We start from the raw sequence: 25523 nt of genomic DNA on the forward strand, positions 1-25523 counted from the left end.
CCTGACCGGCCGTCGAAACATCCTGGCAGACTGGCCGAGGCAAGGCGCAGAGTGCGGCGCGAGGAGATCCACGCAAGGAGATCCAGATGTCCATGGCAGGGAATCTGCGGAGGGTGACGAGCCTGAGCAAGGTCGGCGGCCTCCGTACCGTGGCACGGCTGACACGACGGCGTACCCGTGTCGATCTGAGCCACCCCGCCCGGTCACCGCTGGGCTCCGCGGTGGTGAACTGCGTGGCGTACGAGGAAGGGGCCAGGGTCCCCGCCGGCCGCGATCTGGTCGAGACGGTGGAGCGGGTCCGCAAGGCCGACGGCGGTTTCGTCTGGCTCGGGCTGCACGAGCCGACCGAGGTGGAGTTCGCGGGCATCGCCGAGCTCTTCGACCTGCATCCGCTGGCGGTCGAGGACGCGGTGGACGCCCACCAGCGCCCGAAGCTGGAGCGGTACGGCGACACACTGTTCATGGTGTTCAAGACGGTCTGCTACGTCGAACACACCGAACTGACCGCGACCAGCGAGGTGGTGAACACCGGCGAGATCATGGTGTTCGTCGGCCGGGACTTCGTGGTGACGGTCCGGCACGGCATGCACGGTTCGCTGGGCCCGCTGCGCGAGGAACTGGAAGCAGACCCACAGCAGCTCAGCAAGGGTCCGGCCGCCGTACTGCACGCGATCGCGGACCACGTGGTGGACGACTATCTGAATGTCACGGCCTCCGTGCAGGAGGACATCGACGAGGTCGAGACGGCCGTGTTCGCGGCGGACGGCGCGCGGGCCGACCCCGGCCACATCTACCAACTCAAGCGCGAACTCCTGGAACTGAAGCGGGCAGTGGTCCCGCTGGGCCGGCCCATCATGGATCTCGCCACACGGCCGATACGGGTGATCGACCCGGAGATCCAGGCCTATTTCCGGGACGTCTCAGACCACCAGCTGCGGGCCGCCGAGCAGATAGCCGCCTTCGACGAACTGCTCAACTCGATCCTGCAGGCGCACCTCGCCCAGGTGAGCGTGGCGCAGAACGAGGACATGCGGAAGATCACGGCCTGGGCCGCGCTGATCGCCGTACCGACGATGGTCTGCGGGGTCTACGGAATGAACTTCGAGCACATGCCCGAGCTGCACTGGAAGTTCGGGTATCCCCTGGCGGTCGCCGTGATCGCCGTCGCGTGCCTCACCCTCTACCGCGGGTTCAAGCGGAACGGCTGGCTGTGACGCCGCGTCCGCAGGGCACGAACGCGGCGACGGGCCGCTGTTCGGAGTGCCCGGTCCCTCAGCGCCCGGTCCCTCAGCGTGGGTCGTTCTTCGCGTAGACGCTCTCGGCCCAGCTCGCGAGTTGTCGGTCCGACAGGTGCGAGGCCAGATCGGCCTCGCTGATCATTCCGACCAGACGCTTGTTCTCGATCACAGGGAGGCGACGGATCCGATGTTCCTGCATCTCGCCCAGTACGTCGCCGACGTCGGCACTCGCCTCGATCCAGCGCGGGGTGCCCTTGGCCATCTCACCGGCGGTGACGCGCGCCGGGTCGTGGCCCATGGCCACACAGCCGATCACGATGTCGCGGTCCGTGAGGATGCCGCAAAGCCGTTCGTTCTCGTCACTGATGGGCAGGGCGCCCACCTTGAGCTCGCGCATCAGCTGAGCGGCCCGGTCCAGGGTCTCGTGAGCGGGGATCCACTGGACGCCGCGGTGCATGATGTCTCCGGCGGTGGTCATGCGGTACCTCCCGGTGCCGGACGGCCGGCGCGGCGCGGAGACGCACCGCTGATCCCGGTGCCCTACATTCTCGCCGGGTACGCGGAGATACGCACCCGGACGGCCGCGACTTCGGCCTGACGCTCCTGCCCCTCCCCATCCCTTCGCGCCGCGGGAGGTTCGGTGCCCAGGAAGTCGGTCGAGCGGGGCTTCGCACCGGGGAACGGACGGCCGTCCGGTCAGCCGTTCCACGCCGGGCGGCGCGGGTCGTCCGCCCGCACCAGCACATCGGCCGTGTCGCCCGGCGCCGTCTCGGTCTCGTACCGCTCGTAAGCGGGGAGCGTCCAGTGCTCGTCCTGCGGGGTGCGGCGGCGCAGTGCGGCCGGTGACAGACGTACATGGACAGTGAGATCGAAGGGGAACCAATGGTGCAGGAGCAGCGGCCCGTGCAGCAACAGCATCGCGCCGGGCGGGAGTTGGACGTATGGGGTGCGGGTGGCACGGTCGGTCACGGGGTCCAGGAGGTCGGGCAGGACCCGCCCGTCACCGCCGGGTTCCAGGGGGCCGAACACCTCCCGCCACAGGGCGCCGGTGTCGAACCAGCCGTCGTAGTAGGTCTCCACGTCCTGGCGGCCGTATTCGAACCGGAGCGACGCGGGCCGCAGATAGCCTTCCGTACCGACGACCAGGGCGGAACGACCGCGTGGGCGCAGGGCCTCGGCGACACGTTCGGCGAGGTCACCGGGGCGGGCCGCCGGGGCCCCGTCGAAGGCGATGCGCGGCCAGGGGCTGCCGTCAGCCGGCTTCAGTTCGAGCAGACGCTCGGCGATGAGGTCGCCGAGCCGGTCCCAGGTGATCGCTTCGAGTCGCACACCGCCCATGATGCCGCGAGGGCACACCCGTACGGCGACCGTGTGCCCGTGCGGAGCTGTCCGACGGCATCGGGTGGACGTGACGGGCGGTGCTGCGGCGGGAGGAGAAGGGTGCGCGAGTCGGCGTACAGGCGGGTGCCGTTCGGGAAGGAACCGCCTATGGCGATGATGGCGACTCCCCCGCCCCGCACCGGGCCTCTTGTCGTCCAGCCGTTGAAGCGGCGGCACTGCGGCGAGTGTAGGGGCGGGCCGCTCTCCCTGCTGGTGCTGGAGGAGGGAGCCCCGCGCTGCCTCGACTGCGCCGACCTGGGCCATCTGGTGTTCCTGGCCCGGGGTGACACGGCGTTGACGCGCAGGTCGCGGGAGGAAAGCGGGTTGTCGGCGGTAGTGGTGCGGTTCAACCGGCGGCGGAGCCGGTACGAGCGGCAGGGAATGCTGGTCGAGGAGGCGGCGCTCGCACGGGCGGAAGCGCGATGCCTGGCGGACGCGGAGGCGAGACGGCGGCGCAGACTGCGCGACGCACGGCGACGGGCTGTCGAGGATGTGCGGTTCACGGACGCGTTCGCGCGGAACATCCTGCGGCTGTTTCCCGGCTGTCCGGACGACCGGGCGTGGGCGATCGCCGCACACGCCTCGGTACGCGGCAGCGGGCGGGTGGGGCGAAGCGCCGCCGGGCGGGCGCTGTCCGAAGCCGCGGTGGCCTCGGCCGTGCGTGCGGCGGTCCGGCACACGGAGACTCCGTACGACGAGTTGCTGATGAGCGGAGTCGCGCGTCACGAGGCCCGCCGACGGATCGCCTCCGCGGTCGAGGCGACGCTGGCGACCTGGCGCGAGGGCGGGCCGGCCGGGGGTGGGGAGGGGTGAGGGGGAGAGACCTGAGGGAGGAGACCTGAGGGAGGAGGACGGCGGGTCGAATGCGGGACGAGACGGTTCGTGAGGCGGGAGGCCTGAGACGGCACGCCGGAGGCGGAAGGCCGGAAGCAGAAGGCCGGAAGCAGAAGGCCGGAAGCAGAAGGCCGGAAGCGCTGCGCGCACCGGCGACGTGCTCGACGGCGGCGGCCCTGTGTGGCGGTGACATGCGTGGCTGTCGCGTGCATGGACGTGACATGCGTGGCTGTCGCGTGCATGGCCGTGGCGTGCGTGGCCGTGGCGTGCGTGGCCGTGGCGTGGGTGAGACGCCCGGACGCCCGGGCAGGGCGTCGAGTTACCCGGCCACGGTGACCCTCACCGGCCGGCATTTCACTTGTGGCGGCAGGGGGCGCCGGGCAGGCTTTCGAGGTTCGGGGCGGTCCGGCCCTCACGGCTTCGGGAACGGGTGCGCGAGTTGTTGACCATAGGTTCTGCTTACGCGGGGGTTGCCATGATCGAGGGACCGTACTTCGTGCTCACCGTGGTGGGTGTGCTCGGCACCGGGCTGGTGGCCGGGGTGTTCTGCGCGTTCTCGACGTTCGTGATGAAGGGACTGGCCTCGCTGCCGCCGGCGCAGGGTGTCGCGGCGATGCAGGCGATCAACGTGACCGCGCTGACGCCGGCCTTCATGCTCGTGTTCATCGGGTCGGCCGCGCTGTGCGCCGTGATCGCGGTGGTCACCTTCGTACTGTGGCCCGACGAGGGCACGGTGGAGTTGCTGCTGGGCAGCGCGCTGTATCTGTTCGGCTGTTTCGGGGTCACGGTCGCGGCGAACGTCCCGCGCAACAACAAGCTGGCGGAGATGGACCCGGGCACCCCGGAGGCCATCGCGTACTGGCCCACCTACGTGAGCGAGTGGTCGATGTGGAACCACATACGGATGGTCGCCGCGGCGGCCGGGGCGATCCTGTACGTGCTGGCGCTGACCTGAGGGCACCCCACCGGGGGCGGCGTCCACCTGGGGCGGACCACGCCGCGGCGTCGTATCGTGGCGGGAAGAGTCTGCCCACAGGCCTCGCGGCCCACCGCCCCGCCGACGGCGTCGGACAGGGCAGGGTGGAGCCGAAGACGGCGGCGAACACCGTGCGGGGCCCCGCGCCTGTACGTGAGGGAGACGGCCATGGCCGATCCCAGGGGTTTCCTGAACTCCTCCCGCGAGGAATGGCCACGTCGGCCCGTCGAGGACCGGGTCCGTGACTGGGACGAGGTGTACGTCCCCGGGGCCCTGCTGCCGATCGTCCGGACACAGGCCGACCGGTGCATGGACTGCGGCATCCCCTTCTGCCACGACGCCTGCCCGCTCGGCAATCTGATCCCGGAGTGGAACGACCTGGTCGGGCGCGACGACTGGCGCGAGGCGAGCGACCGGTTGCACGCGACGAACAACTTTCCCGAGTTCACCGGGCGCCTGTGCCCCGCGCCGTGCGAGGCGGGCTGTGTGCTGGCGATCAACCAGCCGGCGGTCACCATCAAGAACGTCGAGGTCGCCATCGCCGACCGGGCCTGGGCGGACGGGTTCGTTCCGCCGCGTCCGCCGGACCGGCTGTCGGGGCGGACCGTCGCGGTGATCGGTTCGGGTCCGACCGGGCTCGCGGCGGCGCAGCAGTTGACCCGGGCCGGGCACACCGTCGTCGTGTACGAGCGCGACGACCGGATCGGGGGGCTGATGCGGTACGGCATCCCCGAGTTCAAGATGGAGAAGCGGCATCTGGAGCGGCGGATCACGCAGATGCGGGCGGAGGGTACGAAGTTCCGTACGTCGACCGCCGCCGGACGGGACATCGGGGCGGCCGGGCTGCTCGCGCGCCACGACGCGGTCGTCCTCGCCGTGGGCGCGACGGCATGGCGTGAACTGGCGGTGGAGGGGAGAGAGTTGGGCGGCGTCCATCAGGCGATGGAGTATCTGCCGCTGGCCAATCGGGTGTGCGAGGGTGACCTGGAGGCGTCTCCGTTGTCCGCGGCGGGCAAGGACGTGGTGATCGTCGGCGGGGGTGACACCGGGGCCGACTGCCTGGGTACGGCGGTGCGCGAGGGCGCGAGGTCCGTGACGCAGCTGGACATCTACGCGCAGCCCGGTGCGGAGCGCGACGAGGAGTCCGAGCCGTGGCCGGTGTATCCGCGGATCTACCGGCTGTCGGCCGCGCACGAGGAGGCCGGGGCTCTGGGGGCCTCGCCCGCGGCCGACGCGGACGCCCGACTCTTCGCGGCGTCCACGCTTCGCTTCACGGGGGACGCGGCCGGCCGGGTGTGTTCGCTGCACCTCGTCGAGGTCGACGCCGAGCGCCGGCCGCGTCCCGGCAGCGAGCGCGTGCTCCCCGCTGATCTCGTGCTGCTGGCGCTCGGGTTCTCGGGCCCCGACCGTTCCGACGGCCTCGTCGAACAGCTCGGTCTCGCCGTGGGCCCGCGCGGGACGATCAGCCGGGACGCGGACTTCGCGACCAATGTGCCGGGGGTGTACGCCGCCGGGGACGCGGCGCGCGGCCAGTCCCTCATCGTGTGGGCCATCGCCGAGGGCCGGGCGGTGGCGGCAGCGGTGGACCGCCGACTGACGGGCGACTCCCGGCTGCCCGCACCGATCGGGCCGTACGACCGGCCCATGACGGCCTAGTCGATCAGTGCGAGGGCGTTCCGTCTCTGTGCGCGGAGACGGAACAAGGCGTCGGGCGTGCGGCCCCAGAGCCGGTGTACGTGCACTGCGGGGTGGGCGGGGCCGTCATCGAGGCGGCGTTCCCGGTTGCCGTGCCGCGTTGCGACACACCCCCGGGAACGCTCGGAGGAACGCCGGGCGAGACGCCCGAGGAAACGGTTCTGCAGCAACCGCACCGGGACGTCGTGGGCGACCTCAGGAGAGCAGGAAGTCCGCCTCCCCCGCCTTGGCACCCTGAATGAACGCGGTCATCTCGCCGGGCGTGTAGATGAGAGCCGGACCGTCCGGGTCGGCGGACTGACGAACCGCGATCCTGCCGTCGGCGAGCTTCATCGCCTCCAGGCAGTTGCCGCCGTTCCCACCGCTCCACGGCTTGTGCCAGCCTTCGCTGCCCAGTTCCCTGGCGGGCATGCCGTTGTAGATCCGCGCGAGGCGTATCCGGGACTTGATGCGATCCATTCACAGCTCCTTGCGGAGATCCAGCAGGATCTCCTTCGTGCGATGTGCAGTGGCGGCCTGGGCCGCCATGCGGTCCATGACCTCGAGGTGGGTTGCCACCTCGGTACGCGCGTCCAGGTAGACCGCGCCGGTCAGGTACTCGCTGTAGACCATGTCCGGCAGTTCGGGCATGGCAAAGCGGAACAGCACGAACGGCCCGTACGTGCCCGCGTGCGGCCCCGAGGAGAAGGGCGCGACCTGCAGTGTCACATTCGGCAGTGTCGTGGCTTCCAGCAGTCTGTCGATCTGGCCGCGCATGACCTCGGGGCCGCCGACCGGGCGGCGCAGGGCGGTCTCGTCCATCACGGCCCAGAACCGCGGCGCGCCCTCGCGCGTCAGCAGCTCCTGGCGTTGCATGCGCAGCGCCACATGCCGCTCGATGTCCTCGGGTCTGGTCTGTCCGACGGCGCCGGAATGCATGACTCCACGCGCGTACTCCTCGGTCTGCAGCACTCCGGGCACGAAATGGGGTTCGTACGAACGGATGAGGGCCGCGGCGCCCTCCAGGCTCACGTACATCGAGAACCAGCCCGGCAGGATGTCGTGGAACCGCTGCCACCAGCCCGGCTGGTTCGCCTCCTCGGCGAGCATGACGAACGCGTCGGCCTCGCCGTCGGAGACGCCGTACGACTTCAGCAGGAGCTGGAGGTACGGGATCTTGAGGGTTACCTCGGCCATCTCCATACGACGGACGGTGGCGGCGGTGACACGCAGGACGCGTGCCGCCTCCTCGCGCTTGAGCCCCGCGCGTTCCCGCAGGTCCAGCAGGCGCCGTCCGAGGACGACCTGCCCGACCGTCGGCGCGGACCGCGGCTCGCTCACGTCCACCTCCACTTTTGTCCAGACAGCCGGGGCGGCGCCCGTTCGGGCCCTGTACGGGTACCCAACTGACGCCGCGCCACGTGCTGTTGCGAGCAGTGTGCCATGGCCATACTGCTCAGAACACTGCACTCTGCAATTTTCAGAGTGACACTTGCCAAGTGTTCACGACGGGGAGATAGTGGCAAGCGTGATTCCGTCCGCGCCGTTAGGAACAGCCGCAGCCGTGAACCGAGACCGTCTTACCGTCACCGCCGGGGTGCGCCCCGACACGGCGGCCGAGCGCCGGTTCCGCTTCGAGCTGGCAGCACATCCGGGCTCAGCAGCACAGGCCCGGCACCTGACGCGGGCCCGGCTCTCGGGCTGGGCGGTCTGCGAGGACACCTGCGACACGGCAGAGCTCGTCGTCTCCGAACTGGTCACCAACGCCATCGTGCACACGGCGAGCCGCCATGTGGTGTGCGAGCTGCACGACGGCGACGACCTGGTACGGATAGCCGTTCGTGACGAGGGATGTGCGCCGGGTGAGCCCCACCCGTCGCCACAGCGTCCCGACGAGGAGCACGGGAGGGGACTGCTTCTCGTGGCGGCGATGTGCACTGCCTGGGGCGCCCAGGAAACCGGTCCCGGACTGCTGGTCTGGGCGGAACTGCCGCGGACGGCGAACAACGGCGTCGAGCCGCGGTCGGACCTGGGCTGGAGTGCGAGGAGCCGGCCGGCCCCAGCCGGCTCCTCGCCGACAGGGGTACACATACCCCCGGCCGGGAATGAATGGTTCTGACCTGAATCGTTCCGCCCCGGCCTGACATCGGGATCACCGACAGCATCGGCACCACCGGCAACACCATCTGTACCGGCAAGACCATCGCCACCACCACCCGCCATCAGCGTCGGCAGCGCGATCACCGGCGGCTTCGACGTCGGCGTCGACTTCGGCTTCGGCGTCAGCACCGGTGTCGCCGGGTGGCGCGGGTGGCGCGGGTGGCGCGACACCGTAGAGCCAGGACCGACCCGGGCGGGACCGACCGAACGGGACCGAAGACATTGGGAACACGAGCGGGGGCTGAATGGGTGTGAGGGCTACCTCGGCCGGTACGCCAAGGGTGCTGAACCTGAACACGCTGGTGCGCATGGAGCGCGGCCGGACGGCCTCGGGCCCGGGTCCGGGCGCGCCGCGGCCACTGGCCGTGCCGGAGGGCATGCGGGCCCCACTGGGCTGCGACGCGGTGGCCACGCCCGCGAGACTGGGCCCGCTGCTGATGCCCCGGCTGCCACGCGTCGGCTGTGTGTACGCCGACAGCACGCACTGGTGGTGGCTCGTGCCCTCCGACTCGGACGTAGCACTGGAGTGGCCTTCGCCCGCGCACTACGCCACGGGCGCGCTCGTTCCCGCCTCGCCGACCTTTCCCGGGCTGATCCACACGCCCGACGGCACGCTGCCGTACACTCCGCCGATCCCCCTCTACCTGGCACTGTGCCGGGTGACCGGGACGCCGCCGGCCTGGTCGCGGCCGATCAGCGCCTGATCCGTACGACCGACCGGACCTGGCCCGACCCGTACGACCCGCCTGACCCGACCAGTACGACCTCCGCCCGGACCTGACCTGACCTGACCGAACCTGACCAGTTCGGCCTCGGGCGAGCCGACGACGGCCCGCTCGGCGTCCCGATGGCATCGCACGTCGCGCGGCCACGAGCGCCGGGCGTGCTCCGGATACGCCGTACCGATGCGGGCGCGCGCCCTGCCCGAGAGCGCCCGGCACCGCGATAGTGGCCGTTCGCCCACGATCGGATCGGGGAGGTCATCGGTGGGGTCTGCCGGGTCGGCGGGATCGTCGAAAACTTCGCAAACGCCGCAAGCACCGAAAACGTCGAAAACGTCGAAGAAGGTCACGCGCGACAGCGAGAAACCCGGTGCGGACGGGCCTGAGCCCTCCGAGTCCGAGCGCCTCCTGTTCGGCGGCCCGCTCCGCTACGACATGGGCTGGTCGCAGCACTCCGACGCGTTCATGGAACTGAACTTCCGCGCCATGGTGACGCGGCTGCCCGCCCTGCTCGCGTCCAGTTTCCGGCTGGCCTGGCAGGCGGACCGCCGCGCCGCACGGACCGTCCTGGGCGCGGAGGTGGGCCGCGGTCTGGCCCAGGCGGTGAGTCTGCTGGCGGTCAACAGCGTCCTGGGCCGGCTGATGGCGAGCGGCCCGGTCGCGGACCGGCTCCGGGACGCGGCGCCCGCGCTCATCACGGTCGCCGTGGTGACGCTGCTCGCCGCACTGCTGCGGGGCGCCTCGACGTACGCGACCGGCCGCCTCGAACCGAAGGTGGAGCGCGTGGCCACCGAGCTGTACCTGGAACGGGCGGCGACGGTCGAACTGTCGGCGATCGAGGACGAGGCGTTCCACAAACTGCTGGACACCGCGCAGTACGGCGCCTCGTCCGCCCGGCGCATGATCGGGATCGCCACGCGCGTGGTGAACGCGATGATCTCGCTGGTCGCGGCGGCCGGCGTCCTCACCGTGCTGCACCCGGCCCTGCTGCCCCTGCTGATGACGATGACGCTGCCGAGCGCCTGGAGCGCGCTGACCATCGCCCGGCGCCGTTACGCGTCATGGCACGCCTGGGTGCAGCACGCCCGGGCCGGCCGGCTCATCGGCAACCTGCTCACCGAGCCCGCCGCCGCGCCGGAGATCCGCGTCCACGGCGTCGGCCCGTTCCTGCTGCGGCACTTCCGCGCGATGTCGGAGGCCGCCGAGGCCGAGCAGGCCCGGCTCGCCCGCCTGGAGGCCCGGACCGGCCTGATCGCGGCCGCCTGGACCGGCCTCGCCACCGTGGCGACGTACGCGACACTCGGCGGGCTGCTGCTGGCCGGTGCGATGGCACTGTCCGTGGCGGGTACGGCGGTCATCGCGATCCGTACCGGTTCCGCGAACCTCGACACGCTCGTCCTGGAGGTCAACACGCTCCACGAGGAGGCCCTGTTCGTGGGGGATCTGCAGCGCCTGTACGTGGAGGCGGCCGAGCGCACGATCCCGGTCGGCGGCGCGGTGCTGCCCGAGCAGCCGCGGGAGATCCGCTTCGAGAACGTCACCTTCACCTATCCGGGCAGCGCGGCCCGGCCCGCGCTGTCGGACCTGACGCTCAGCGTGCCGCTCGGCAAGATCGTGGCACTCGTCGGCGAGAACGGTTCCGGAAAGACCACCCTGGTCAAACTGCTGTCCGGCCTGTACGCCCCACAGCGCGGCCGGATCCTGTGGGACGACGTGGACGCGGCGACCGCCGACCGGCATCAGCTCGCGGAGCGGATCGCGATGGTGGCGCAGGACTTCAAGCGGTGGCCGTTCACGGCCCGGGTGAACGTCGCGATCGGCCGGGCCTCGGCACCGCTCACCGACGAGCGGCTGGACACGTCTGTCACGGAGGCCGGCGCCGAGGACGTGGTGGCGGATCTGCCGCGGGGTCTCGACACGCTGCTGGCGCGGATGTTCAGCGGCGGGCACGAGCTGTCGGGCGGCCAGTGGCAGCGGCTCGGTATCGCGCGGGCGGCGTACCGGCGGGGCGCGATCCTGGTCGTGGACGAGCCGACGGCGGCTCTCGACGCGCGTGCCGAACTGGAGGTCTTCGAGAAGATCCGGGCCTTGGCGGGTACCGGTCAGACCGTGATTCTCATCACGCACCGGCTGGCGTCGGTGCGCCATGCCGATCTGGTGCACGTCCTCGACCAGGGCCGACTCGTGGAATCGGGCACTCCGGACGAGCTCCTCTCCACGGGTGGTGTCTACGCCGAGCTGTACGGACTGCAGGCCGGGCAGTTCTCGGTGCCGGTGCCGAAGGCGGGTTGAGGCGAAGGCGGGCCCAGGCGGGTTGAGGACCTCGGGTCGGCTCCCTACTCGACGAGTTCCCGCACGACGACCAGGAAGGTGTCCGTCGACAGGTCCATCACGACGTCGACGTGCTGCCCCTCAAGGCGGCGCGCCTGCGCGAACTCCTCCGCGGGCCAGGAACCACGCGGCCCACCGGCCGGAAAGCGCTCCAGCACCGTTCGACCGTTCAACATCGTGTACCTCCATGTGGCGCTGCTCCCGTAGGAGCCCTTGAAGAGTTAAACGCTCATCATGGGGTGAAGGTCTCGCGAAGTGACGTTACTGAGACGTACCCGACACAGGGTCACGACGGATGGGGGAACATCCGGGCGACCGCTTCGAAGGGTCGTCGCGCTCAGTCCTCGTATTCGTCGTGGTAGCGGAGGCGCTCGCTGCCCGCGGGCGCGCCCAGCGACGACGCGCGCCCCTCGGGCTGCTCCCACTCCTCCTGCCGGCCGAGCGCCGTGAGGTCCAGGAGGCTCGTGGTGGAGCCCAGCCCGTCGAGGCCGCGCGCATACGTCGAGTACGTGTGGAAGATCCGCTCCCGCTCCCGCAGGAAACAGCTCATCCCCGGCCGCTCGTACGGCTCCCCACGGTCCCCGCCCGCCCCGTTCTCGTCGCCCGCGCCCGCGCCCGCGCCCGTCGTGAAGGACGCCTGGAAGTCGTAGTTGAAGTCGTTGCCGTACGACGAGTACCAGGGCAGCGTCCACCCCATCCGCGCCTTGAAGGGCAGGATCTTCGTGTACGGCGCCCTGGAGATCACCGCGAACTCCGTACCCCGCGCCCGCAGATGCGCGCGGTGCCCGATCTGGTCGACGAAGGCCGAGCAGCTTCGGCAGCCCGCGTCCCACTCCGGCGCGAACATGAAGTGGTAGACGATGAGTTGCTGCCGCCCCGCGAAGAGGTCCAGCAGTGTCGCCTTGCCGTCGCCTCCCTCGAAGACGTACTCCGTGTCGATCTCGACCATGGGCAGCCGTCGCCGGTCGGCGTTGAGCGCGTCCCGGGCCCGGGTCGCGGCCTTCTCCCTGACCAGCAGTTCCTCGCGCGCGGCATGCCATTCCTCGCGCGACACGATCCGCGGAAGCGTCATCGCTACTCCTTCGGTGCGGTGCCTTGTCAGGGGTGGACCGAAGGAGACGTCGGAACTCATCGGTGAGCGGAAGAATCCTTTTCAGGCTGCACAAGAACAGCTGCACAAGAACAGACGTATGCGGGCGGCGAGCCGAGGTTCCCGTCTCAGGTCTCGTACTTCTGGATCCGCTTGCCGTGGCCGTGGCCGCGGTCGATGAGGGCGGGCATGCGTGCGTTCATCTCCCGTACGACCGCCGGGACGTCGAGGGTGAGGAGTTCTCGGTCGCGCATGAGGATCCGGCCGTCGACGATCGTCGTGCGTACGTCGCCGGAGCGGGCGCTGTGCACGAGGGTGGCCGCCAGATCGTGCACCGGCTGGGTGTGCGGGCCGCTCAGGTCCACCAGGATGATGTCGGCCCTGCGCCCCGGTGCGAGACTGCCGATCGTCTCGCCGAGCCCGACCGCCCGGGCGCTCTGCAGCGTCGCGTGGTGCAGTGCCTGCCGGGAGGTGAGCCATCGTGGGTCCGCCTCGGTGAACTTCTGCGCCAGCGCGGTCAGCGCCATGGATTCCCATACGTCCAGGGAGTTGTTGGAGGCGGCCCCGTCCGTGGCGAGCCCGACGGGGATGCCGAGTTCACGCAGGGCTCGTACCGGAGTGGTCGTGGGCCAGGCGAACTTGAGGTAGCCGCGGGGTGCGCCGGCCACGCCGATCCGGCCGGTCGCGCGGGCGAGGACGGGCAGGTCGCGCTCCACGATGCCGGTGCCGTGCGCGATGAGCAGATCGGTGTCGAGGAGACCGGCCGCGGCCAGGATCTCGATCGGCGTACGGCCGTGGCGGTCGAGGCTCGCGTCGGTCTGGTCGCGGTTCTCGGCGGCGTGGATGTGCACGAGCAGGCCGTGTTCGCGGGCGAGCCGGGCGGTCGCGGCGAGGTCGGCGTCGTCCACGGTGTAGGGCGCGTGCGGGGCGAGCGAGGTGGTGATGCGGCCGTCGGCGGTGTCATGGTGCCGGAGGGCGAAGTCGAGCGAGCGCTCGCGTCCTTCGGCTCCCTGGGAGGAGAAGAAGGCCTGCCCGAGGTTGGCTCGCAGACCGCTCTCGGCGGTCACGGCGGCGACGACGTCCATCGAGAAGTAGTGGTCCGCGAAGCAGGTGACCCCGCCGCTGATCATCTCGGCGCAGGCCAGCCGCGCCCCCAACTCGATGTCCCGGTCCTGGAGGTTGGACTCGATGGGCCAGACGACGTCGTTGAACCACTCGTCGAGGGGCAGGTCCTCCGCGATGCCGCGCAGGGTCACCATCGGGGTGTGCGTATGGCAGTTGATCAGGCCGGGCATCGCGACCTGGCCGCGGGCGTCGATGTGCACGGGGTCGGCGAGGCCCGCCGCGAGGAGGTGCGCGGCATGCGAGGCGGCCCGCCCGCCGGTGATCGTCGCGATACGGCCGCCGCGTACGACGATGGTGGCGTCCTCGACGAAGGCGATCCGTTCGCCTCCGCTTCCGCCTCCGCCTCCGCTTCCGCTTCCGTTTCCGCCTATGCCTCTGCCTCCGCGTTCGCCCTCGCGTCCGCGTCCGCGTCCGCCTTCGCGTTCCCGCCCGCCTTCGCGTTCGTCGTGGACGAGGGCGGTGCATCCGGTGATGACGAGATCGGCGGGCTCCGGCGCGCGGGCGGCCGGGGAACCCGGTGGGGCGGTCTTCGCGTCGGGCGGGGGCTCGGGCGAGGTCATCACGCCACGGTACGGCGGGATCGTGCCGCCGGGTGACGTGAACCACGCATCCTGTCCCCGCCCTGTCCCGGGGGCGCGTTCGCGCGCACTCTGAGGCCGAGGACCGTCCCTCGGCCTCACCATTCGACGGGCGGCGCCCCTGGGAAGGCTCGTCCGGGAAGGAGCCCGGCATGCTCCTCGGCACCTGGAACCTGGAGAACCTGTACCGGCCCGGCGGGGCGTTCGGCCCGCGTACCGAGGCCGCGTACAAGGCGAAGCTCAGCACGCTGGCCGGGGTCATCAGGGCACTCGACCCCACGCTGCTCGGTGTGCAGGAGGTGGGCGACCCGGCCGCGCTGGAGGACTTGGTCCGGCTGCTCGACGGCGACTGGCACACCGTGCTCTCGGCGCATCCGGACAGCCGGGGCATCCGGGTCGGTTTCCTCAGCCGGCCGGCGCTGCGGACGATCACCGACACCAATGAGTTCCCCGCGCCGCTGCGGCCCGTCCAGGGCGACGACGACGGCGAACCGGTACCTCGCACGGGCCGCGGTCTCCTCGCGGTGGAGGGGGTGCTGCCGGGCACGGGCGTGACCCTGTCGGTGGCGGTCTGCCATCTGAAGTCGAAGCTGCTGACGTACCCGGGCGGGCGGTTCCAGCCGCGGAACGAGGGTGAGCGGGCCCGCTACGGCGCGTACGCCCTGTACCGGCGGGCAGCCGAGGCCACGACGCTGCGTGCCCTCGCCGACAACCTCCTCGGCGGCCGGGGCAAGGAGCGGCACGTGGCCGTGCTCGGTGACTTCAACGACGAGGTCACCGCCGCGACGACACAGATCCCGCAGGGGCCGCCCGGCTCCGAGATCGGCACTCCCGGTTTCGGCCGGCCGGACAAGGGTGACGCGGTACGGCTCTGGAACATCGCTCCCCTCATACCGGAGAAGCAGCGTTTCTCGCGCGTTCACTCCGGTCGTCCCGAACTGATCGACCAAATCCTGGTCAGCCACCGGCTTCTCGACCGGGTGACCGGGGCGGGGGCGGGGGCGCCGCTCCTGGAGACGCCGCTGCCGTCGGTCGACGAGGAGGCGGACGGGCGACGGGACGCGACGGGGTCGGACCACGCGCCGGTGTGGGCGCGGATAGCGCCCTAGCCGGCTCCGGACACGGACAGCGCCTTGAGCGGCTCCGGGCACGAACGGGTGCGGCTCCTGGCCCGGAACGGGTGTGGCTCCGGGCACGAACGGGTGCGGCTCCTGGTCCGGAACGGGTGTGGCTCCGGGCACGGAACGGGTGTGGCTCAGGCGCTGTGCCGCCCTGCGGGCAAGGGCGTCGCGAACCCCGCGTACTCCCGTCGGTCGACGAGTTCGTCGAGGAGAATGGCGAGGCGCTCGGTGTGCCGCGGGGTGAGCCGTCCCGTGTCGTCGAGGTGCACGGCGCAGGCGGTGGTGGTGTCCACCAGGCGTTCGAGGGTGGCCGCGACCTCGTCGGTGCCTGCCGTGTGACGGGCCAGGGTGGGGAGTTCGGCGGCGGACCGGTCGATCGCCGCGCGGGCCTCAGCCAACGTCCGGTAGGCCTCCCGGCGCAGCGCCCAACGCGTGGCCCGGTCATCACCACCCCCACCCCCCGTCCCCGTACCGCCATCGATACCGCCGTCGACGCCATCGCCGCCGCTCAGGACGTGGGTGAGATAGGCGTGCGCGGCGTCGGTGGCGGCCGTCAGCCGGGCTCGTACGTTCCCGCCGCGCTGTCCCGGCGCCGGAAGGTGCCCCACGACGAGCACGATCGCGCAGGCCAGCAGCGTCTCGCCGATCCGGCCCCAGGACGCCTCCGGCTCACCGCCGACCATGACGAGGGCGAGTACGAGGACGGTGACGACGGCCGTCTGTGCGGCGAAGTGCCGGGTGGCTACGGGGATGAGGGCCCCGCTGATCGCCACCAGCGCGACGAGTCCTTCGGGCCGGGGCAGCACGGCCGCGAACCCCGCGAAGACGAGGGCGCCCAGGACAGTACCGGCCGCCCGGTTCAGTACGCGCGACACGAGCGGACCGAGATCCGGCTTCACGAGAAACACGGCGGTCGCGGGAAGCCAGTACCAGTGGACGTGGTGCAGTGCCTGCGCTACGGCGACGGCGGCGCCGTAGGAGAGGGCCACGCGGAGACCGTACTCCCGCCCTCCGGTACCGGTGACGGCGCGCAGGACGGCACCGGCACGCAGGGGTCGCAGATGCAGGCCCTTATGGGCGGTCCGCTCGGCGCCGAGCCCGACGGGATGACCGCCGCTCGCCTGCCGGGGGCGCGGGCCGCCGCGGTCGAAGGTCTCGGCGGCGTGCAGCAGGGCGTCGTCGAGGGCCCGCAGTCCGGGCACGGTCCGGGCGGGCGCGGGCAGCGGCCCGCAGGGCTCCCCGGTCCGCACGGCGACGGCGAGTCGCCGGGGCCCCTGAGCCGTGCGGGCGGGCAGTGCCTCTCCGGCCCAGGCCAGCGCGGTCGCGGCCTCGGCGAGCGGCAGTGCGGCTGCGTACTGCGCCCGCAGCCGGCGCTCGGCGGCTGATGTCGCGTACCGCCGCAGCCGTGGCCCCGCGAGCGCGTCCTGTGCGTGATCGAGCGCGGCGGTCAGGGCGGCCCGTCGGCCACCGGCCTGCTCCCCGCCCACGACGGCGAGCAGATCCGCGATCGCGTCGTACACGCCGGCCACCCCGGCGCGTTCCCCGTCGAAGCGGAAGTCGTTGGCCAGCGCGCCGGGCGTGGGCAGTGCGAGCCGCAGCACGATCAGCCAACCGGTACCGGCGAGGAAGAACAGGGCCCGCTGCCAGCCGGGTTCGGGCAACGGCATCCCGGCGCCGATGGCCGCGGCGACGAGCAGCTGGGTCCCGGCCCCGGACGCCACGGGCCCCACCGCGCTGACCGCCCCGGCGAGCAGCCCGAGGGCGGTGAGGGTCAGGGTCAGCGGGGCGGCGCCGAGGCCCTGTCCGGCGTACGTGCCGATGGCGGTCCCGGCAGCTCCGGCCAGCCCGGGTACGCCGATCCGGGGCACGGCGGTGCGTCGGCTTCCCGGCCGGTCGTTGATCCCGGCGAACATGGCTCCGAGCGCGGCCATGACACCGAGGGGCTCGCGCCCCACGACGACGGCCACGACGAGCAACGGTCCGGCGGCGAGCATCCCGCGCAGCACGGCGTTCCACGGCACGGGTCCCCGCTGCGCGCGCAGCGCGTGGGTGAGCCAGAGCGGGAGGGCTGTTCGGAGTGTCCGGAAGGGTCGCGGCACGGGCACGGGGCTCCTGTCGAGACGAGGGCGGTTGCGGGTGGCATGCCTTCGGACGACATCGGCCGAGCGGTGGGTGCGGTCTTCGGTCTTCGGTCTTCTAAGTTCTCTTGGTGCTTCAGGTTCTTCTGGTGCTTCTGGTCCTTCTGGTTCTTCTGGTTCTTCTGGTTCTCTACGGTAGATGGTGACCGGCGGGAAAATCGGACACCGGAGTTTCCACGGTGTGACGATGCCGGCGAAAGCCGAGTTCTCTATGAACGCAATCGCCATCGCGAGCGCGAGCGCAACGGCGAGCGCACTCGCACCGGAGCGGGAATCGGAGCCGGAATCGGAGCCGGAACGGGAGCGGGCCCGGGGGCGTAGCCGGCCCCCGAGCCCTGAGATGCCACCCATGCGGCACGCCGGCACGCTTGAGGACCCAGGTCAGTTTCATGTCGCCGCGTCCTGCCTTTGGACCACCGCACATCGAGCTGTGCGGGCCGGACTTGAACCGGCATTTCGACGCCCGGAGCCTGGGTCCGGTCGATCCGGCGATCGGCGGCGAATGCTGAGTCTGGAGCAATAGTCTGAGATTGAGCGCGGTCTGCCTCTGCCGGTTGGGCTACCGCGGCGCGATGGATGATGCCGCGGGGAGGACTCGAACCTCCACTGGAACCGCGCGGTCACGACAAGCTTCAGGTTCAGCTTGCGCTCCTCGCGCACCCCGGCCGTCGGCCCTCATGGGTGATGGCCGGGGAGTTGTTGAGGCTACCCGAACAGGTAGCCGAACACGGCGTCTCCGACGCGCTCGTCGGTGACCTCCGCGCCGTTCGCCTCTTCCCGGGCGAACTTGACGGCCTGCTGCAGCTTCTCGACCCGGTCGAGCAGCTCGTTGACGCGCCGCGCGGGCAGGGCGCCGGAGAACTTCACGGTCGTCCAGTACCCGACGGGAATGTCCTCGTAGTACACCTCGACCTGGGCGGGGTGCTTGTCGGTGGCCTCCGCCTTCACGTGGTTGCGCGGGACCTTCTTCGTACGGAGCGTCCGCACCGGCTCGGTCTTCCACGCGTCGGTCGACGGGTCCTGGACCCACGACTCGGAGGCGTCGAGCACGGGCAGCTTCCGTACGAAGGTGTTGAGATCGGTGAGCTGCTTCTCAAGGAAGAGCAGGTACGACACCGGAACGTCGGCGACGAGCACCCGTCCGTCCACCTTCACGTCCGCGCGGGCGGTGCAGTTGGCCCAGTCCTTGGTGGCGGTCACGTCGAACAGCCGGGTCAGCGTGGCCGCGGTGTCCCGCAGCACGTTCTCCGCCTGCACCTGCACCCGGGTCGACTCGGGCGGCAGCTGCTCGCCCTCCTCGTCCTTGGGCTGGTACGTACGGGAGATTCCGGCCAGCAGGGCAGGCTTCTGCAGCCCATGATGCGCGGCCGTCAGGTCCTGATGCGACTTGGACTTGACACCCTTCTCCACTGCGATGATCTGATTGAGTTTCGCCACGTCGGCGACGGTAGCAGTGCCGACGGGAACTGATCGAAGGATTATTCGACGAACGGCGTCAGGTACGGCGCCAGGGCTCCCCGATCGTGAGATCGCCGACCGTGTGGGCCTGGACCACGGTGCCGTGCTGGACTCCTCCGCTGATGGAGTTGTGGACGGTGCTCGTTGCGGGGCCCGTCGGCCGCGGGTCCAACTCGGCCAGAAGCGAACGGAGTTCGGCTGCCGCTTCCGGATCGTCGCGGAGGGTCCGCCGCAGTCTGACGCGCCAGGACGCCTGGACGTCGGCCGCCGCGTCCTCGTCCTCGGCGTCCCGCGCCGCGACGAGATCGGCGCGCGACTCCTCCAACTCCCCCCGCACGGCCTCCTCGTCCCGCCCCCGAGAGAAGAGGGCGACGGCCCGGTCCCGTACGTTCCCCCACCCGTCGGTCACCATCTGCTGCACAAGAGCAGTCGCCCCCGCCGCCGCCAGCGCAGCCAACTCCGCTTCCATCGGCCCCCCTTCGCCGTACATCCGGAGACCCACGGTAGCGGGACAGACACCTGCAGCCACCCGTACGGGAGGATGCGCCCGTCGGCGGCATGCCCGGGGCTCAGCTTCCGCTCGCCACAGCCTTCCGCAGGGCCCCCAGCTCCCCGTGCATCACCGCACCCGGGCACTCCGTCGCCATCCAGTCGCGGTGGCCGCCGATCTCGTAGACCTCCCGCGTCCTGCCGGTGGTCGGGCTGGTGTACGTGACCTTGGACTCCGGGTCGACCCCGTGCATGCGGACCATGGACCGCAGCAGGGTGGTGAGGGCGTCGCGGGCGGCGGCGGTCGGGCCCTGCTTCGTCAAGGTGCCGAGGAGCGCGATGCCGAGGTTGCCCGGGTTGAAGCTGAGCACATGGAACGCGGTCACGAGTTTGCCGCCCTCGTCGTGGGCCGGGGTGGCGGACTCGCCCGAGTACCGGCCCTCGTAGATCTGTCCTGCCTCGTCGATGAGGAAGTGGTAGCCGATGTCGCCCCAGTCATTGGTGATCGTGTGCACGTGGTAGAGCGCGCGCACCGTGGCGGCCGGGTCCGGGTCGCCGTTGGCCGTGGCGGTGTGGTGCACCGTGAGGGTCTGGAACGGGTGGTACGTCTGCGGTGAGATCTCCGCGCCGTCCGATCGGAAGCGGAGTTTCTCGTCCGCGCCCCAGGCAGCCCGCGTCAGATAGGCGACGCCGCGCACCCGTGTGGTGTCCTGCGGCACGGCGACCTCGCGCGCCGGGCCCCGGGTCGTGTCGACGGCCAGCGACCGCAGTTCCGTGGCACCGTCCGGGGCTCTCAGCTCGTATCCCGAGGCCCGGTCGACGGGGATGAGCAGCGCGCCGCCGTTGCTGTCCGAGCAACCGCCGTCGCTCAGGGGCATCCAGGCTCCCCTGCCGCCGTCGGCGTCGATCAGCCGGATACGGCCGCCGGTCGCCTCGCGGGTGCCGGTCCAGCGCACCCCCACGTAGCCGATGGGGAAGGCGGCCTCGACGGGTGCCTCACCGGTGGCCGTCTGGGCGCGGGTGCTGGGGAACGTCTCGGAGGTCGTGCCGGGCTCCGGGGCGGCGGCGTCCGCGGTGGACGCGGTCTCCGCAGTGGCCGCTTCCGCGGAGGTGTCGGCCGGCGCCACGGGAGTGAGCGCGGCGCCCGCCGCGATCGCGCCCGCGGCGCCGATCAGGCCGCGCCGCGTGACGCGTGCCCCGGCGCGGGAGGAGGAGGGAGGAGCAAGGGAGGGAGTGGGGGAGGAAGTCGGCTCGGTGGGGGGAACGGCCATGGAGTTCCTTCGTTCGAATATGCAAAGAAGCGAAGATGCAAAGGATCATAGGACTCCGACCCGGCGGATATTCGGATGCGGCTCCGTGCGCCGCGACCGCATCATCGACCCACCCTGCCGACCTGCCCACCCGCCGCCCCGTCCCGCCCGGTCCCGCCTCACCCCGCCCCGAAAGGCCCCACCGTGCTGAAGCGCGTCACCGTCCCCAGCCTCTTCGCGCCGCCCGCCTACTCCCACGCCTCCGTGGTCGAGGCCGGCACACGTCTCGCCCTGCTCGCCGGGTCCGTGCCACTCAACGCGGAAGGCGAACTCGTCGGCCCCGGCGACCCCGTACGGCAGGCCGAGCAGGTGATCGCGAACCTGGGTGACCAGCTGCGGGCGGTCGACAGCGACTTCGAGCATGTCGTGTACACCGACGTGTACGTGGTGAGCGCCGATCCCGCCGTGCTCTCCGAGGTCTGGAGTGTCGTGGAGGCCTCCCGCCTCAGCGCCGGCCCGCACTCCTCCACCCTCCTCGGCGTGGCCTGCCTCGGCTACCCGGGCCAGCTCGTGGAGATCACGGCGACAGCCGTGATCCCCGAACGCTGAACCCAGAACCCAGAACCCAGAACCCAGAACTCAGGACTCAGGGCTCATGGCTCAGGACCCAGGACCCGGCAGTGAACACGCCTAGAGTCGTCCCATGTTGATCGAGCATCGTGGACAGCGCCCCGTCGTCCCGGCCTCCGCCTACGTCGCCCCGTCGGCCGTCCTCTGCGGCGCCGTCACCCTCGGCGAGGGCGCCCGCGTCCTGCACGGGGCCGTGCTCACGGCGGAGGACGGCGAGGTACGGACCGGCGCGGATGTCGTCATCATGGAGAACGCCCTCGTACGGGGCCGCCGCCGGCACCCCGCGATCATCGGGAACGCCGTGCTCATCGGCCCGCACGCCCACATCAACGGCGCCCGCGTCGAGGACGAGGTCTTCGTGGCCACCGGCGCCTCCGCCTTCCCCGGAGCCGTCGTGGGCGCCGGTTCGGAGCTGCGGATCAACAGCGTGCTGCACACGAACTCGGTGCTGCCGCCCGGCACGGTCGTCCCCATCGGATGGATCGCGGCCGGTGCCCCGCGCGCACGGCTCTTCTCACCCGACCAGCACGACGAGCTGTGGCAAGTGCAAAGTGAGCTGGACTTTCCCGGCACGGTCTACGGCGTTCCGCGCGGCACCTCGATGCGCGACATCATGGCCCGGCAGTCCGAGCACTTCGGCGCCCACCTCGACGACCGGATCGTTGACTCAATCGTTGATCCGATCATTGATCCAACCGTTGATTGACCCGACCGTTGACCGGCTCGTTGACGGCACCCCCCGACCCCCTGAGGTCCCGGCGCCCCTCACCCCCGGGCGTTGCGCGCGAGCTCCAGCGCGTACTCCGGCCACCACTGGCCGGCGGCCGGGCCTCCCCCGCACGTGCCGTCCGACTCGCCCGGTCGCTTGACCCACAGACGGGCGTCGACCAGCGGCGCGCCCGTGACGGTGGTGGGCGCGGCGCCCAGCGCCCGGCCCGGCGGGTTGCACCAGGAGTCCGGGCCCGTCCAGGGCCCGTTGCCGTTACGGCTGCTGTCGATCACGAAGTGCTTGCCGCCCAGCGCCGCGGACAGCCTGGCGCCGTACGCCGAAGTGTCGGCGTCGGTCCGGAAGTTGGAGACGTTCAGGGCGAAGCCGTCGGCGCGGGCGACGCCCGACCGGGTCAGCGGCGCGATCAGCTTCGACGTGTCCGGGTGCCAGGCGGAGTTGCCCGCGTCGAGATAGACGCGGGTGTGCGCCTGCCGCTTCAACCGGTCGACGGCGTACGCCAGCAGCGCGTACCGCTCCTCCGGTACGACCCGGCCGCAGCCTCCGACTGCCTGCGCCACCGCGTCCGGTTCGACGATCACGTACGCGCCCCGGTCCCCGAGCCCCGCCGCGAACTCGTCGACCCACTCCCGGTATCCCGTCGCACTCCAGGCCCCGCCGCCCGAGTAGGAGCCGCAGTCGCGGTGCGGGATGTAGTAGGCGACGAGTACCGCCGTACGCCCTTCCCGTGCGGCGGCGGTGGTGCGGGCCTCCACGACGGCCCCGGGGTCCGAACCGACCAGCCACTCGGCCTGAGGACGGGTGGAGATCCGGTCCATCAGCAGGGCGTCCGCGGTCCGTCCCGTACGACGCCATTCGGCTGCCTGCCGGGCGGCGCTGGACTCGGGGTTCACCCAGAGGGCGACGTCGGCAGCGGCGCCCGAGCCTTCGCCGCCCGAACCCTCGCCGCCCCACAGACCGGCCGACGCGGCCACCCCCCACGCGACCAGTCCGACAGCGAACATCCGGACACGGACCCCGCTCCGAAAAGGGGGACGGAGTCGGGGACGGGCTCCGACAGCTGAGGGCACGACCGACTCCGTTCCCGCCACCGCGGCACCGCGGCCCGCGGCGCCGACGACGGCTCGTTCGCGAGCGGCCGGCCGGCTGCCGGCGGCTCTCTCCCGGAGTCTGCGGTGCCCCGAGAGCCACCGCCGTGCCCGCCGCCTCCGTCGCACCCGGAATCACTCCGACGGCGGCGCGCGCCCGCGCCGTCACTCCGGCGGCGGCGCCCAGGTCCGCCGCTTCGGCAGCGGCTTCGCGTAACCGCCCGCGCGGCTCGTCGTGAGGCCGAGGGACACGAGCGACTCGGCGAGTTTCACCGCGGCGCCCACCCCGTCGACGACTGGCAGCCCCAGCTTCTCCCCCACGGCCCGTTGCAGACCGGTCATCCCGGCGCAGCCGAGGACCAGGACCTCCGCGCCCGCCTCCCTGGCCCGTTCGGCCGCGGCGACGAAGGCCGCTTCCGTACGCTCCTGGTCGCCGAGGTCGAGCACCCCGAGCCCTGTACCGACGACCACGGCGCAGTTCCGGGCGACCCCCGCCGTGTACAGGCTGTCCTCGATCTGGCCTGCCGAGCGTTCCAGCGTGGTGACGACTCCGTACCGCCGTCCGAGCAGGCACGCGAGGTGCGCGGCGGCCTCGGTGATGTCGACGACGGGGACGTCCACGAGTTCCCGTACGCCCTCGCGCCCGTGCTCCCCGAAACCGGCCATGACGACGGCGTCGTACGGACCCTCGTACGTCCGCAGGGTGTCGAGGACGGCGGCGGCCGACAGATAGCTGTCGAGCCAGCCCTCCGCGGACTCGGGTCCCCAGGCGGGGGTGAGTCCGAGCACGGTGGTGCCCGGGCCTGCGGCGGCCCGGGCACCTCGCACGATCTCCTCGGTCATCCCCTGCGTCGTATTGCAGTTGGTGACGACGATCCGCACGCTCAGCCCTCCCGAGGAGCCGGAGCCGAGGCGGGAGCCTGAGCGGGAGCCGGAGCCGGGGCGGGAGCTGTTTCCACGGCGGCGGCGCGCTCGGAGCGGCACAGCAGCGCGTACAGCCCGGCGGCCAGCGCCGTACCGATGAACCAGGAGTACGGGGCCACGTCGCTGAAGGTCTTCACCAGCGCGAGGACCGCCGAGACCGCCGCCGCGGGCAGGAACGCCCACAGGGCCTTGGGGTTGACGCCCTTGCGGTAGTAGTAGCGCGAGCCGGGCCGCGCGTCGAACAGCTCGTTCACGTCGATACGGCCGCGCTTGACCCAGAAGTAGTCCAGCATGATCACGCCGAACAGCGGGCCGAGGAAGGCTCCCAGACCGCCGAGGAAGTAGTTGACGACGGTGGGGTTGGAGAAGAGGTTCCACGGGGTCACGACCAGCGCGGCGACCGTGCTGATCATGCCGCCGACCCTGAAGGTGATCTTCTGCGGCCAGACATTGGCCAGGTCGTACGCCGGCGAGACGAAGTTGGCGACGATGTTGACGCCCATGGTGGCGATGGCGAAGGTCAGCGCCCCCAGGATGAGTACCCACTTGTTGCCGATCTCGGCGACGAGGTGCGCGGGGTCGGTGATGGCCTTGCCGAACACCTCGATGGAACCGGCCGTGACGATGACCGACACGATCACGAAGGCCGTCGAGTTGATCGGCAGACCCCAGAAGTTGCCGCGCTTGACGGTCCGGTAGCTGGGCGCGAAGCGCGAGAAGTCGCAGAAGTTGAGCATCAGCGTGCCGTACGTGGCGAGGATCAGCCCTATCGCGCCGAACCACTGCCGCCACTGCTCGCCCACGGAGACGGGGTTCGGGGTGGAGGTGAGCGAGATGGTCCAGCCCGCCTTCGCGAGGATCCAGACGGCCAGCGCGATCATCACGAGCCAGATGGCGGGACCGCAGAAGTCCTGGAACTTCCGTACGGATTCCATGCCCTGGCTGATGATCAGTGCCTGGACCAGCCACAGCGAGACGAAGGACAGCCAGCCGAGCGCGTCGAGGCCGAGGAACGAGCTGTGCGTCCAGGACTCCAGTCCCGGCCAGGCCGCGAGCAGCATGATGTTGACGGCGACGGAGGCCAGATAGGTCTGGATGCCGTACCACATGATGGCGATGACGGCCCTGATCAGCGCCGGGATGTTGGCGCCCCAGACGCCGAAGCTGATGCGGCTGACGACCGGGAAGGGCACACCGTGCGCCTGTCCGATCCGCCCCATCCAGTTCATGCCGATGTAGATGAGCACGAAGCCGACGAGCAGGGACGTGAAGATCTGCCAGACGTTCATGCCGAGGACCAGCAGCCCGGCCGCGAAGGTGTAGTTGCCGAGGTTGTGGACGTCGGACATCCACATGGCGAAGAGGTCGAAGACCTTCCAGTTGCGCTTGCCCGCGGGGGCGAGGTCTTCGTTGGTGAGCCTGGGATCGGGGACGAACGCCGGCGTGCCGGTGGCCGCGGCGGGATCGGCGAGGGACACAGGGCCTCCATGAGCGTGGTCGGGGACGACGGGAGGACTCGGGCGGCTGCAGACCGTGTTTCACTTTTGGTATACCAAACTGTCGTCATGGTCCCGCTCCTGATGACATCTG

At 71.1% G+C, this 25523-nt stretch carries 24 protein-coding genes; 10 read left to right on the forward strand and 14 right to left on the reverse strand.

Going from position 1 to position 25523, the window contains the following annotated elements; translation table 11 throughout:
- Nucleotides 1-86: 86 nt before the first annotated feature.
- Entirely contained in the window at nucleotides 87-1214 is a 1128-nt protein-coding gene (locus K3769_RS08645; RefSeq protein WP_267025847.1) for a magnesium and cobalt transport protein CorA, read from the forward strand.
- Nucleotides 1215-1287: 73 nt separating this feature from the next.
- Here K3769_RS08645 and K3769_RS08650 read toward each other — a convergent pair whose 3' ends face one another.
- Both K3769_RS08650 and K3769_RS08655 read right to left on the reverse strand, forming a co-directional pair.
- Nucleotides 1288-1716 carry a CBS domain-containing protein gene (locus tag K3769_RS08650; protein WP_267025848.1) on the reverse strand — a complete coding sequence of 143 codons (429 nt, stop codon included), beginning with the start codon at nucleotides 1714-1716 and terminating at the stop codon, nucleotides 1288-1290.
- Between the two features lie 218 nt (nucleotides 1717-1934).
- Complete coding sequence (locus K3769_RS08655) at nucleotides 1935-2576, reverse strand: nucleoside/nucleotide kinase family protein (protein ID WP_267025849.1); 642 nt, start codon at nucleotides 2574-2576, stop codon at nucleotides 1935-1937.
- 150 nt (nucleotides 2577-2726) lie between these two features.
- Between K3769_RS08655 and K3769_RS08660 the strand changes: the two genes are divergently transcribed.
- The 3 genes from K3769_RS08660 (at nucleotide 2727) to K3769_RS08670 (ending at nucleotide 6084) form a co-directional block, all read left to right on the forward strand.
- A complete protein-coding gene (locus K3769_RS08660; RefSeq protein WP_267025850.1) occupies nucleotides 2727-3431 on the forward strand; it encodes a DUF2293 domain-containing protein in 705 nt (234 codons plus the stop codon).
- A 496-nt stretch (nucleotides 3432-3927) separates the two neighbouring features.
- A complete protein-coding gene (locus K3769_RS08665; RefSeq protein WP_267025851.1) occupies nucleotides 3928-4407 on the forward strand; it encodes an anthrone oxygenase family protein in 480 nt (159 codons plus the stop codon).
- Nucleotides 4408-4596: 189 nt separating this feature from the next.
- Complete coding sequence (locus K3769_RS08670; protein WP_267025852.1) at nucleotides 4597-6084, forward strand: glutamate synthase subunit beta; 1488 nt, start codon at nucleotides 4597-4599, stop codon at nucleotides 6082-6084.
- A 234-nt stretch (nucleotides 6085-6318) separates the two neighbouring features.
- Here K3769_RS08670 and K3769_RS08675 read toward each other — a convergent pair whose 3' ends face one another.
- Nucleotides 6319-6582, reverse strand: coding sequence for a DUF397 domain-containing protein (locus K3769_RS08675; RefSeq protein ID WP_107017598.1), 264 nt, complete (start codon nucleotides 6580-6582; stop codon nucleotides 6319-6321).
- Nucleotides 6583-7443: a Sco1979 family transcriptional regulator gene (locus tag K3769_RS08680; protein ID WP_267025853.1), complete on the reverse strand. Its 861-nt coding sequence runs from the start codon at nucleotides 7441-7443 to the stop codon at nucleotides 6583-6585.
- 178 nt (nucleotides 7444-7621) lie between these two features.
- On the opposite strand from K3769_RS08680, the gene K3769_RS08685 reads away from it, so the two are divergent.
- The 3 genes from K3769_RS08685 to K3769_RS08695 all read left to right on the forward strand — a co-directional run bounded on the left by K3769_RS08685 (nucleotide 7622) and on the right by K3769_RS08695 (nucleotide 11276).
- Nucleotides 7622-8221, forward strand: coding sequence for an ATP-binding protein (locus K3769_RS08685; protein WP_267025854.1), 600 nt, complete (start codon nucleotides 7622-7624; stop codon nucleotides 8219-8221).
- Between the two features lie 286 nt (nucleotides 8222-8507).
- Nucleotides 8508-8966 (forward strand): hypothetical protein, encoded by a 459-nt coding sequence (locus K3769_RS08690; protein WP_267025855.1) that lies wholly within the window; start codon nucleotides 8508-8510, stop codon nucleotides 8964-8966.
- A gap of 453 nt (nucleotides 8967-9419) precedes the next feature.
- Entirely contained in the window at nucleotides 9420-11276 is a 1857-nt protein-coding gene (locus K3769_RS08695) for an ABC transporter ATP-binding protein (RefSeq protein ID WP_267025856.1), read from the forward strand.
- 44 nt (nucleotides 11277-11320) lie between these two features.
- On the opposite strand, the gene K3769_RS08700 is transcribed toward K3769_RS08695, so the two are convergent.
- The 3 genes from K3769_RS08700 to K3769_RS08710 all read right to left on the reverse strand — a co-directional run bounded on the left by K3769_RS08700 (nucleotide 11321) and on the right by K3769_RS08710 (nucleotide 14090).
- Nucleotides 11321-11488 (reverse strand): DUF8839 family protein, encoded by a 168-nt coding sequence (locus K3769_RS08700; protein ID WP_107017824.1) that lies wholly within the window; start codon nucleotides 11486-11488, stop codon nucleotides 11321-11323.
- 164 nt (nucleotides 11489-11652) lie between these two features.
- Nucleotides 11653-12387: a DUF899 domain-containing protein gene (locus tag K3769_RS08705; RefSeq protein ID WP_267025857.1), complete on the reverse strand. Its 735-nt coding sequence runs from the start codon at nucleotides 12385-12387 to the stop codon at nucleotides 11653-11655.
- A gap of 146 nt (nucleotides 12388-12533) precedes the next feature.
- Nucleotides 12534-14090, reverse strand: a complete 1557-nt coding sequence (locus tag K3769_RS08710) for an amidohydrolase (RefSeq protein ID WP_267025858.1) — start codon at nucleotides 14088-14090, stop codon at nucleotides 12534-12536.
- A gap of 170 nt (nucleotides 14091-14260) precedes the next feature.
- On the opposite strand from K3769_RS08710, the gene K3769_RS08715 reads away from it, so the two are divergent.
- Nucleotides 14261-15217, forward strand: coding sequence for an endonuclease/exonuclease/phosphatase family protein (locus tag K3769_RS08715; protein WP_267025859.1), 957 nt, complete (start codon nucleotides 14261-14263; stop codon nucleotides 15215-15217).
- A 146-nt stretch (nucleotides 15218-15363) separates the two neighbouring features.
- On the opposite strand, the gene K3769_RS08720 is transcribed toward K3769_RS08715, so the two are convergent.
- The 4 genes from K3769_RS08720 to K3769_RS08735 form a co-directional block, all read right to left on the reverse strand.
- Nucleotides 15364-17328 carry an FUSC family protein gene (locus K3769_RS08720; protein WP_267025860.1) on the reverse strand — a complete coding sequence of 655 codons (1965 nt, stop codon included), beginning with the start codon at nucleotides 17326-17328 and terminating at the stop codon, nucleotides 15364-15366.
- Between the two features lie 744 nt (nucleotides 17329-18072).
- The gene (locus tag K3769_RS08725; RefSeq protein WP_189770126.1) at nucleotides 18073-18804 is read right to left on the reverse strand and encodes a DUF7873 family protein; all 732 of its coding nucleotides are present in this window, start codon (nucleotides 18802-18804) and stop codon (nucleotides 18073-18075) included.
- A gap of 58 nt (nucleotides 18805-18862) precedes the next feature.
- Complete coding sequence (locus K3769_RS08730; RefSeq protein WP_267025861.1) at nucleotides 18863-19294, reverse strand: hypothetical protein; 432 nt, start codon at nucleotides 19292-19294, stop codon at nucleotides 18863-18865.
- A gap of 100 nt (nucleotides 19295-19394) precedes the next feature.
- Nucleotides 19395-20585, reverse strand: coding sequence for a peptidoglycan recognition protein family protein (locus K3769_RS08735; protein WP_267025862.1), 1191 nt, complete (start codon nucleotides 20583-20585; stop codon nucleotides 19395-19397).
- 183 nt (nucleotides 20586-20768) lie between these two features.
- Between K3769_RS08735 and K3769_RS08740 the strand changes: the two genes are divergently transcribed.
- Nucleotides 20769-21173: a RidA family protein gene (locus K3769_RS08740; RefSeq protein WP_267025863.1), complete on the forward strand. Its 405-nt coding sequence runs from the start codon at nucleotides 20769-20771 to the stop codon at nucleotides 21171-21173.
- 94 nt (nucleotides 21174-21267) lie between these two features.
- Nucleotides 21268-21900 carry a gamma carbonic anhydrase family protein gene (locus K3769_RS08745; protein WP_267025864.1) on the forward strand — a complete coding sequence of 211 codons (633 nt, stop codon included), beginning with the start codon at nucleotides 21268-21270 and terminating at the stop codon, nucleotides 21898-21900.
- Between the two features lie 59 nt (nucleotides 21901-21959).
- Here K3769_RS08745 and K3769_RS08750 read toward each other — a convergent pair whose 3' ends face one another.
- From K3769_RS08750 to K3769_RS08760, 3 genes are all read right to left on the reverse strand, one after another.
- Nucleotides 21960-22925 (reverse strand): glycoside hydrolase family 6 protein, encoded by a 966-nt coding sequence (locus K3769_RS08750; RefSeq protein WP_267025865.1) that lies wholly within the window; start codon nucleotides 22923-22925, stop codon nucleotides 21960-21962.
- Nucleotides 22926-23174: 249 nt separating this feature from the next.
- Nucleotides 23175-23891, reverse strand: a complete 717-nt coding sequence (locus K3769_RS08755) for an aspartate/glutamate racemase family protein (protein WP_267025866.1) — start codon at nucleotides 23889-23891, stop codon at nucleotides 23175-23177.
- Between the two features lie 2 nt (nucleotides 23892-23893).
- Nucleotides 23894-25411, reverse strand: coding sequence for an NCS1 family nucleobase:cation symporter-1 (locus tag K3769_RS08760; protein ID WP_267025867.1), 1518 nt, complete (start codon nucleotides 25409-25411; stop codon nucleotides 23894-23896).
- Nucleotides 25412-25523: the final 112 nt, after the last annotated feature.

Origin of the sequence: Streptomyces ortus, assembly GCF_026341275.1 — a bacterium.
In the GTDB taxonomy this organism is placed as follows: Bacteria; Actinomycetota; Actinomycetes; order Streptomycetales; family Streptomycetaceae; genus Streptomyces; species Streptomyces ortus.

Coding starts and splice junctions, on each gene's coding strand:
- K3769_RS08645 (WP_267025847.1), top strand. CDS start 87: ATGTCCATGGCAGGGAATCTGCGGAGGGTGACGAGCCTGAGCAAGGTC.
- K3769_RS08650 (WP_267025848.1), bottom strand. CDS start 1,716: ATGACCACCGCCGGAGACATCATGCACCGCGGCGTCCAGTGGATCCCC.
- K3769_RS08655 (WP_267025849.1), bottom strand. CDS start 2,576: ATGGGCGGTGTGCGACTCGAAGCGATCACCTGGGACCGGCTCGGCGAC.
- K3769_RS08660 (WP_267025850.1), top strand. CDS start 2,727: ATGGCGATGATGGCGACTCCCCCGCCCCGCACCGGGCCTCTTGTCGTC.
- K3769_RS08665 (WP_267025851.1), top strand. CDS start 3,928: ATGATCGAGGGACCGTACTTCGTGCTCACCGTGGTGGGTGTGCTCGGC.
- K3769_RS08670 (WP_267025852.1), top strand. CDS start 4,597: ATGGCCGATCCCAGGGGTTTCCTGAACTCCTCCCGCGAGGAATGGCCA.
- K3769_RS08675 (WP_107017598.1), bottom strand. CDS start 6,582: ATGGATCGCATCAAGTCCCGGATACGCCTCGCGCGGATCTACAACGGC.
- K3769_RS08690 (WP_267025855.1), top strand. CDS start 8,508: ATGGGTGTGAGGGCTACCTCGGCCGGTACGCCAAGGGTGCTGAACCTG.
- K3769_RS08695 (WP_267025856.1), top strand. CDS start 9,420: ATGGGCTGGTCGCAGCACTCCGACGCGTTCATGGAACTGAACTTCCGC.
- K3769_RS08705 (WP_267025857.1), bottom strand. CDS start 12,387: ATGACGCTTCCGCGGATCGTGTCGCGCGAGGAATGGCATGCCGCGCGC.
- K3769_RS08710 (WP_267025858.1), bottom strand. CDS start 14,090: ATGACCTCGCCCGAGCCCCCGCCCGACGCGAAGACCGCCCCACCGGGT.
- K3769_RS08715 (WP_267025859.1), top strand. CDS start 14,261: ATGCTCCTCGGCACCTGGAACCTGGAGAACCTGTACCGGCCCGGCGGG.
- K3769_RS08730 (WP_267025861.1), bottom strand. CDS start 19,294: ATGGAAGCGGAGTTGGCTGCGCTGGCGGCGGCGGGGGCGACTGCTCTT.
- K3769_RS08735 (WP_267025862.1), bottom strand. CDS start 20,585: ATGGCCGTTCCCCCCACCGAGCCGACTTCCTCCCCCACTCCCTCCCTT.
- K3769_RS08745 (WP_267025864.1), top strand. CDS start 21,268: ATGTTGATCGAGCATCGTGGACAGCGCCCCGTCGTCCCGGCCTCCGCC.
- K3769_RS08750 (WP_267025865.1), bottom strand. CDS start 22,925: ATGTTCGCTGTCGGACTGGTCGCGTGGGGGGTGGCCGCGTCGGCCGGT.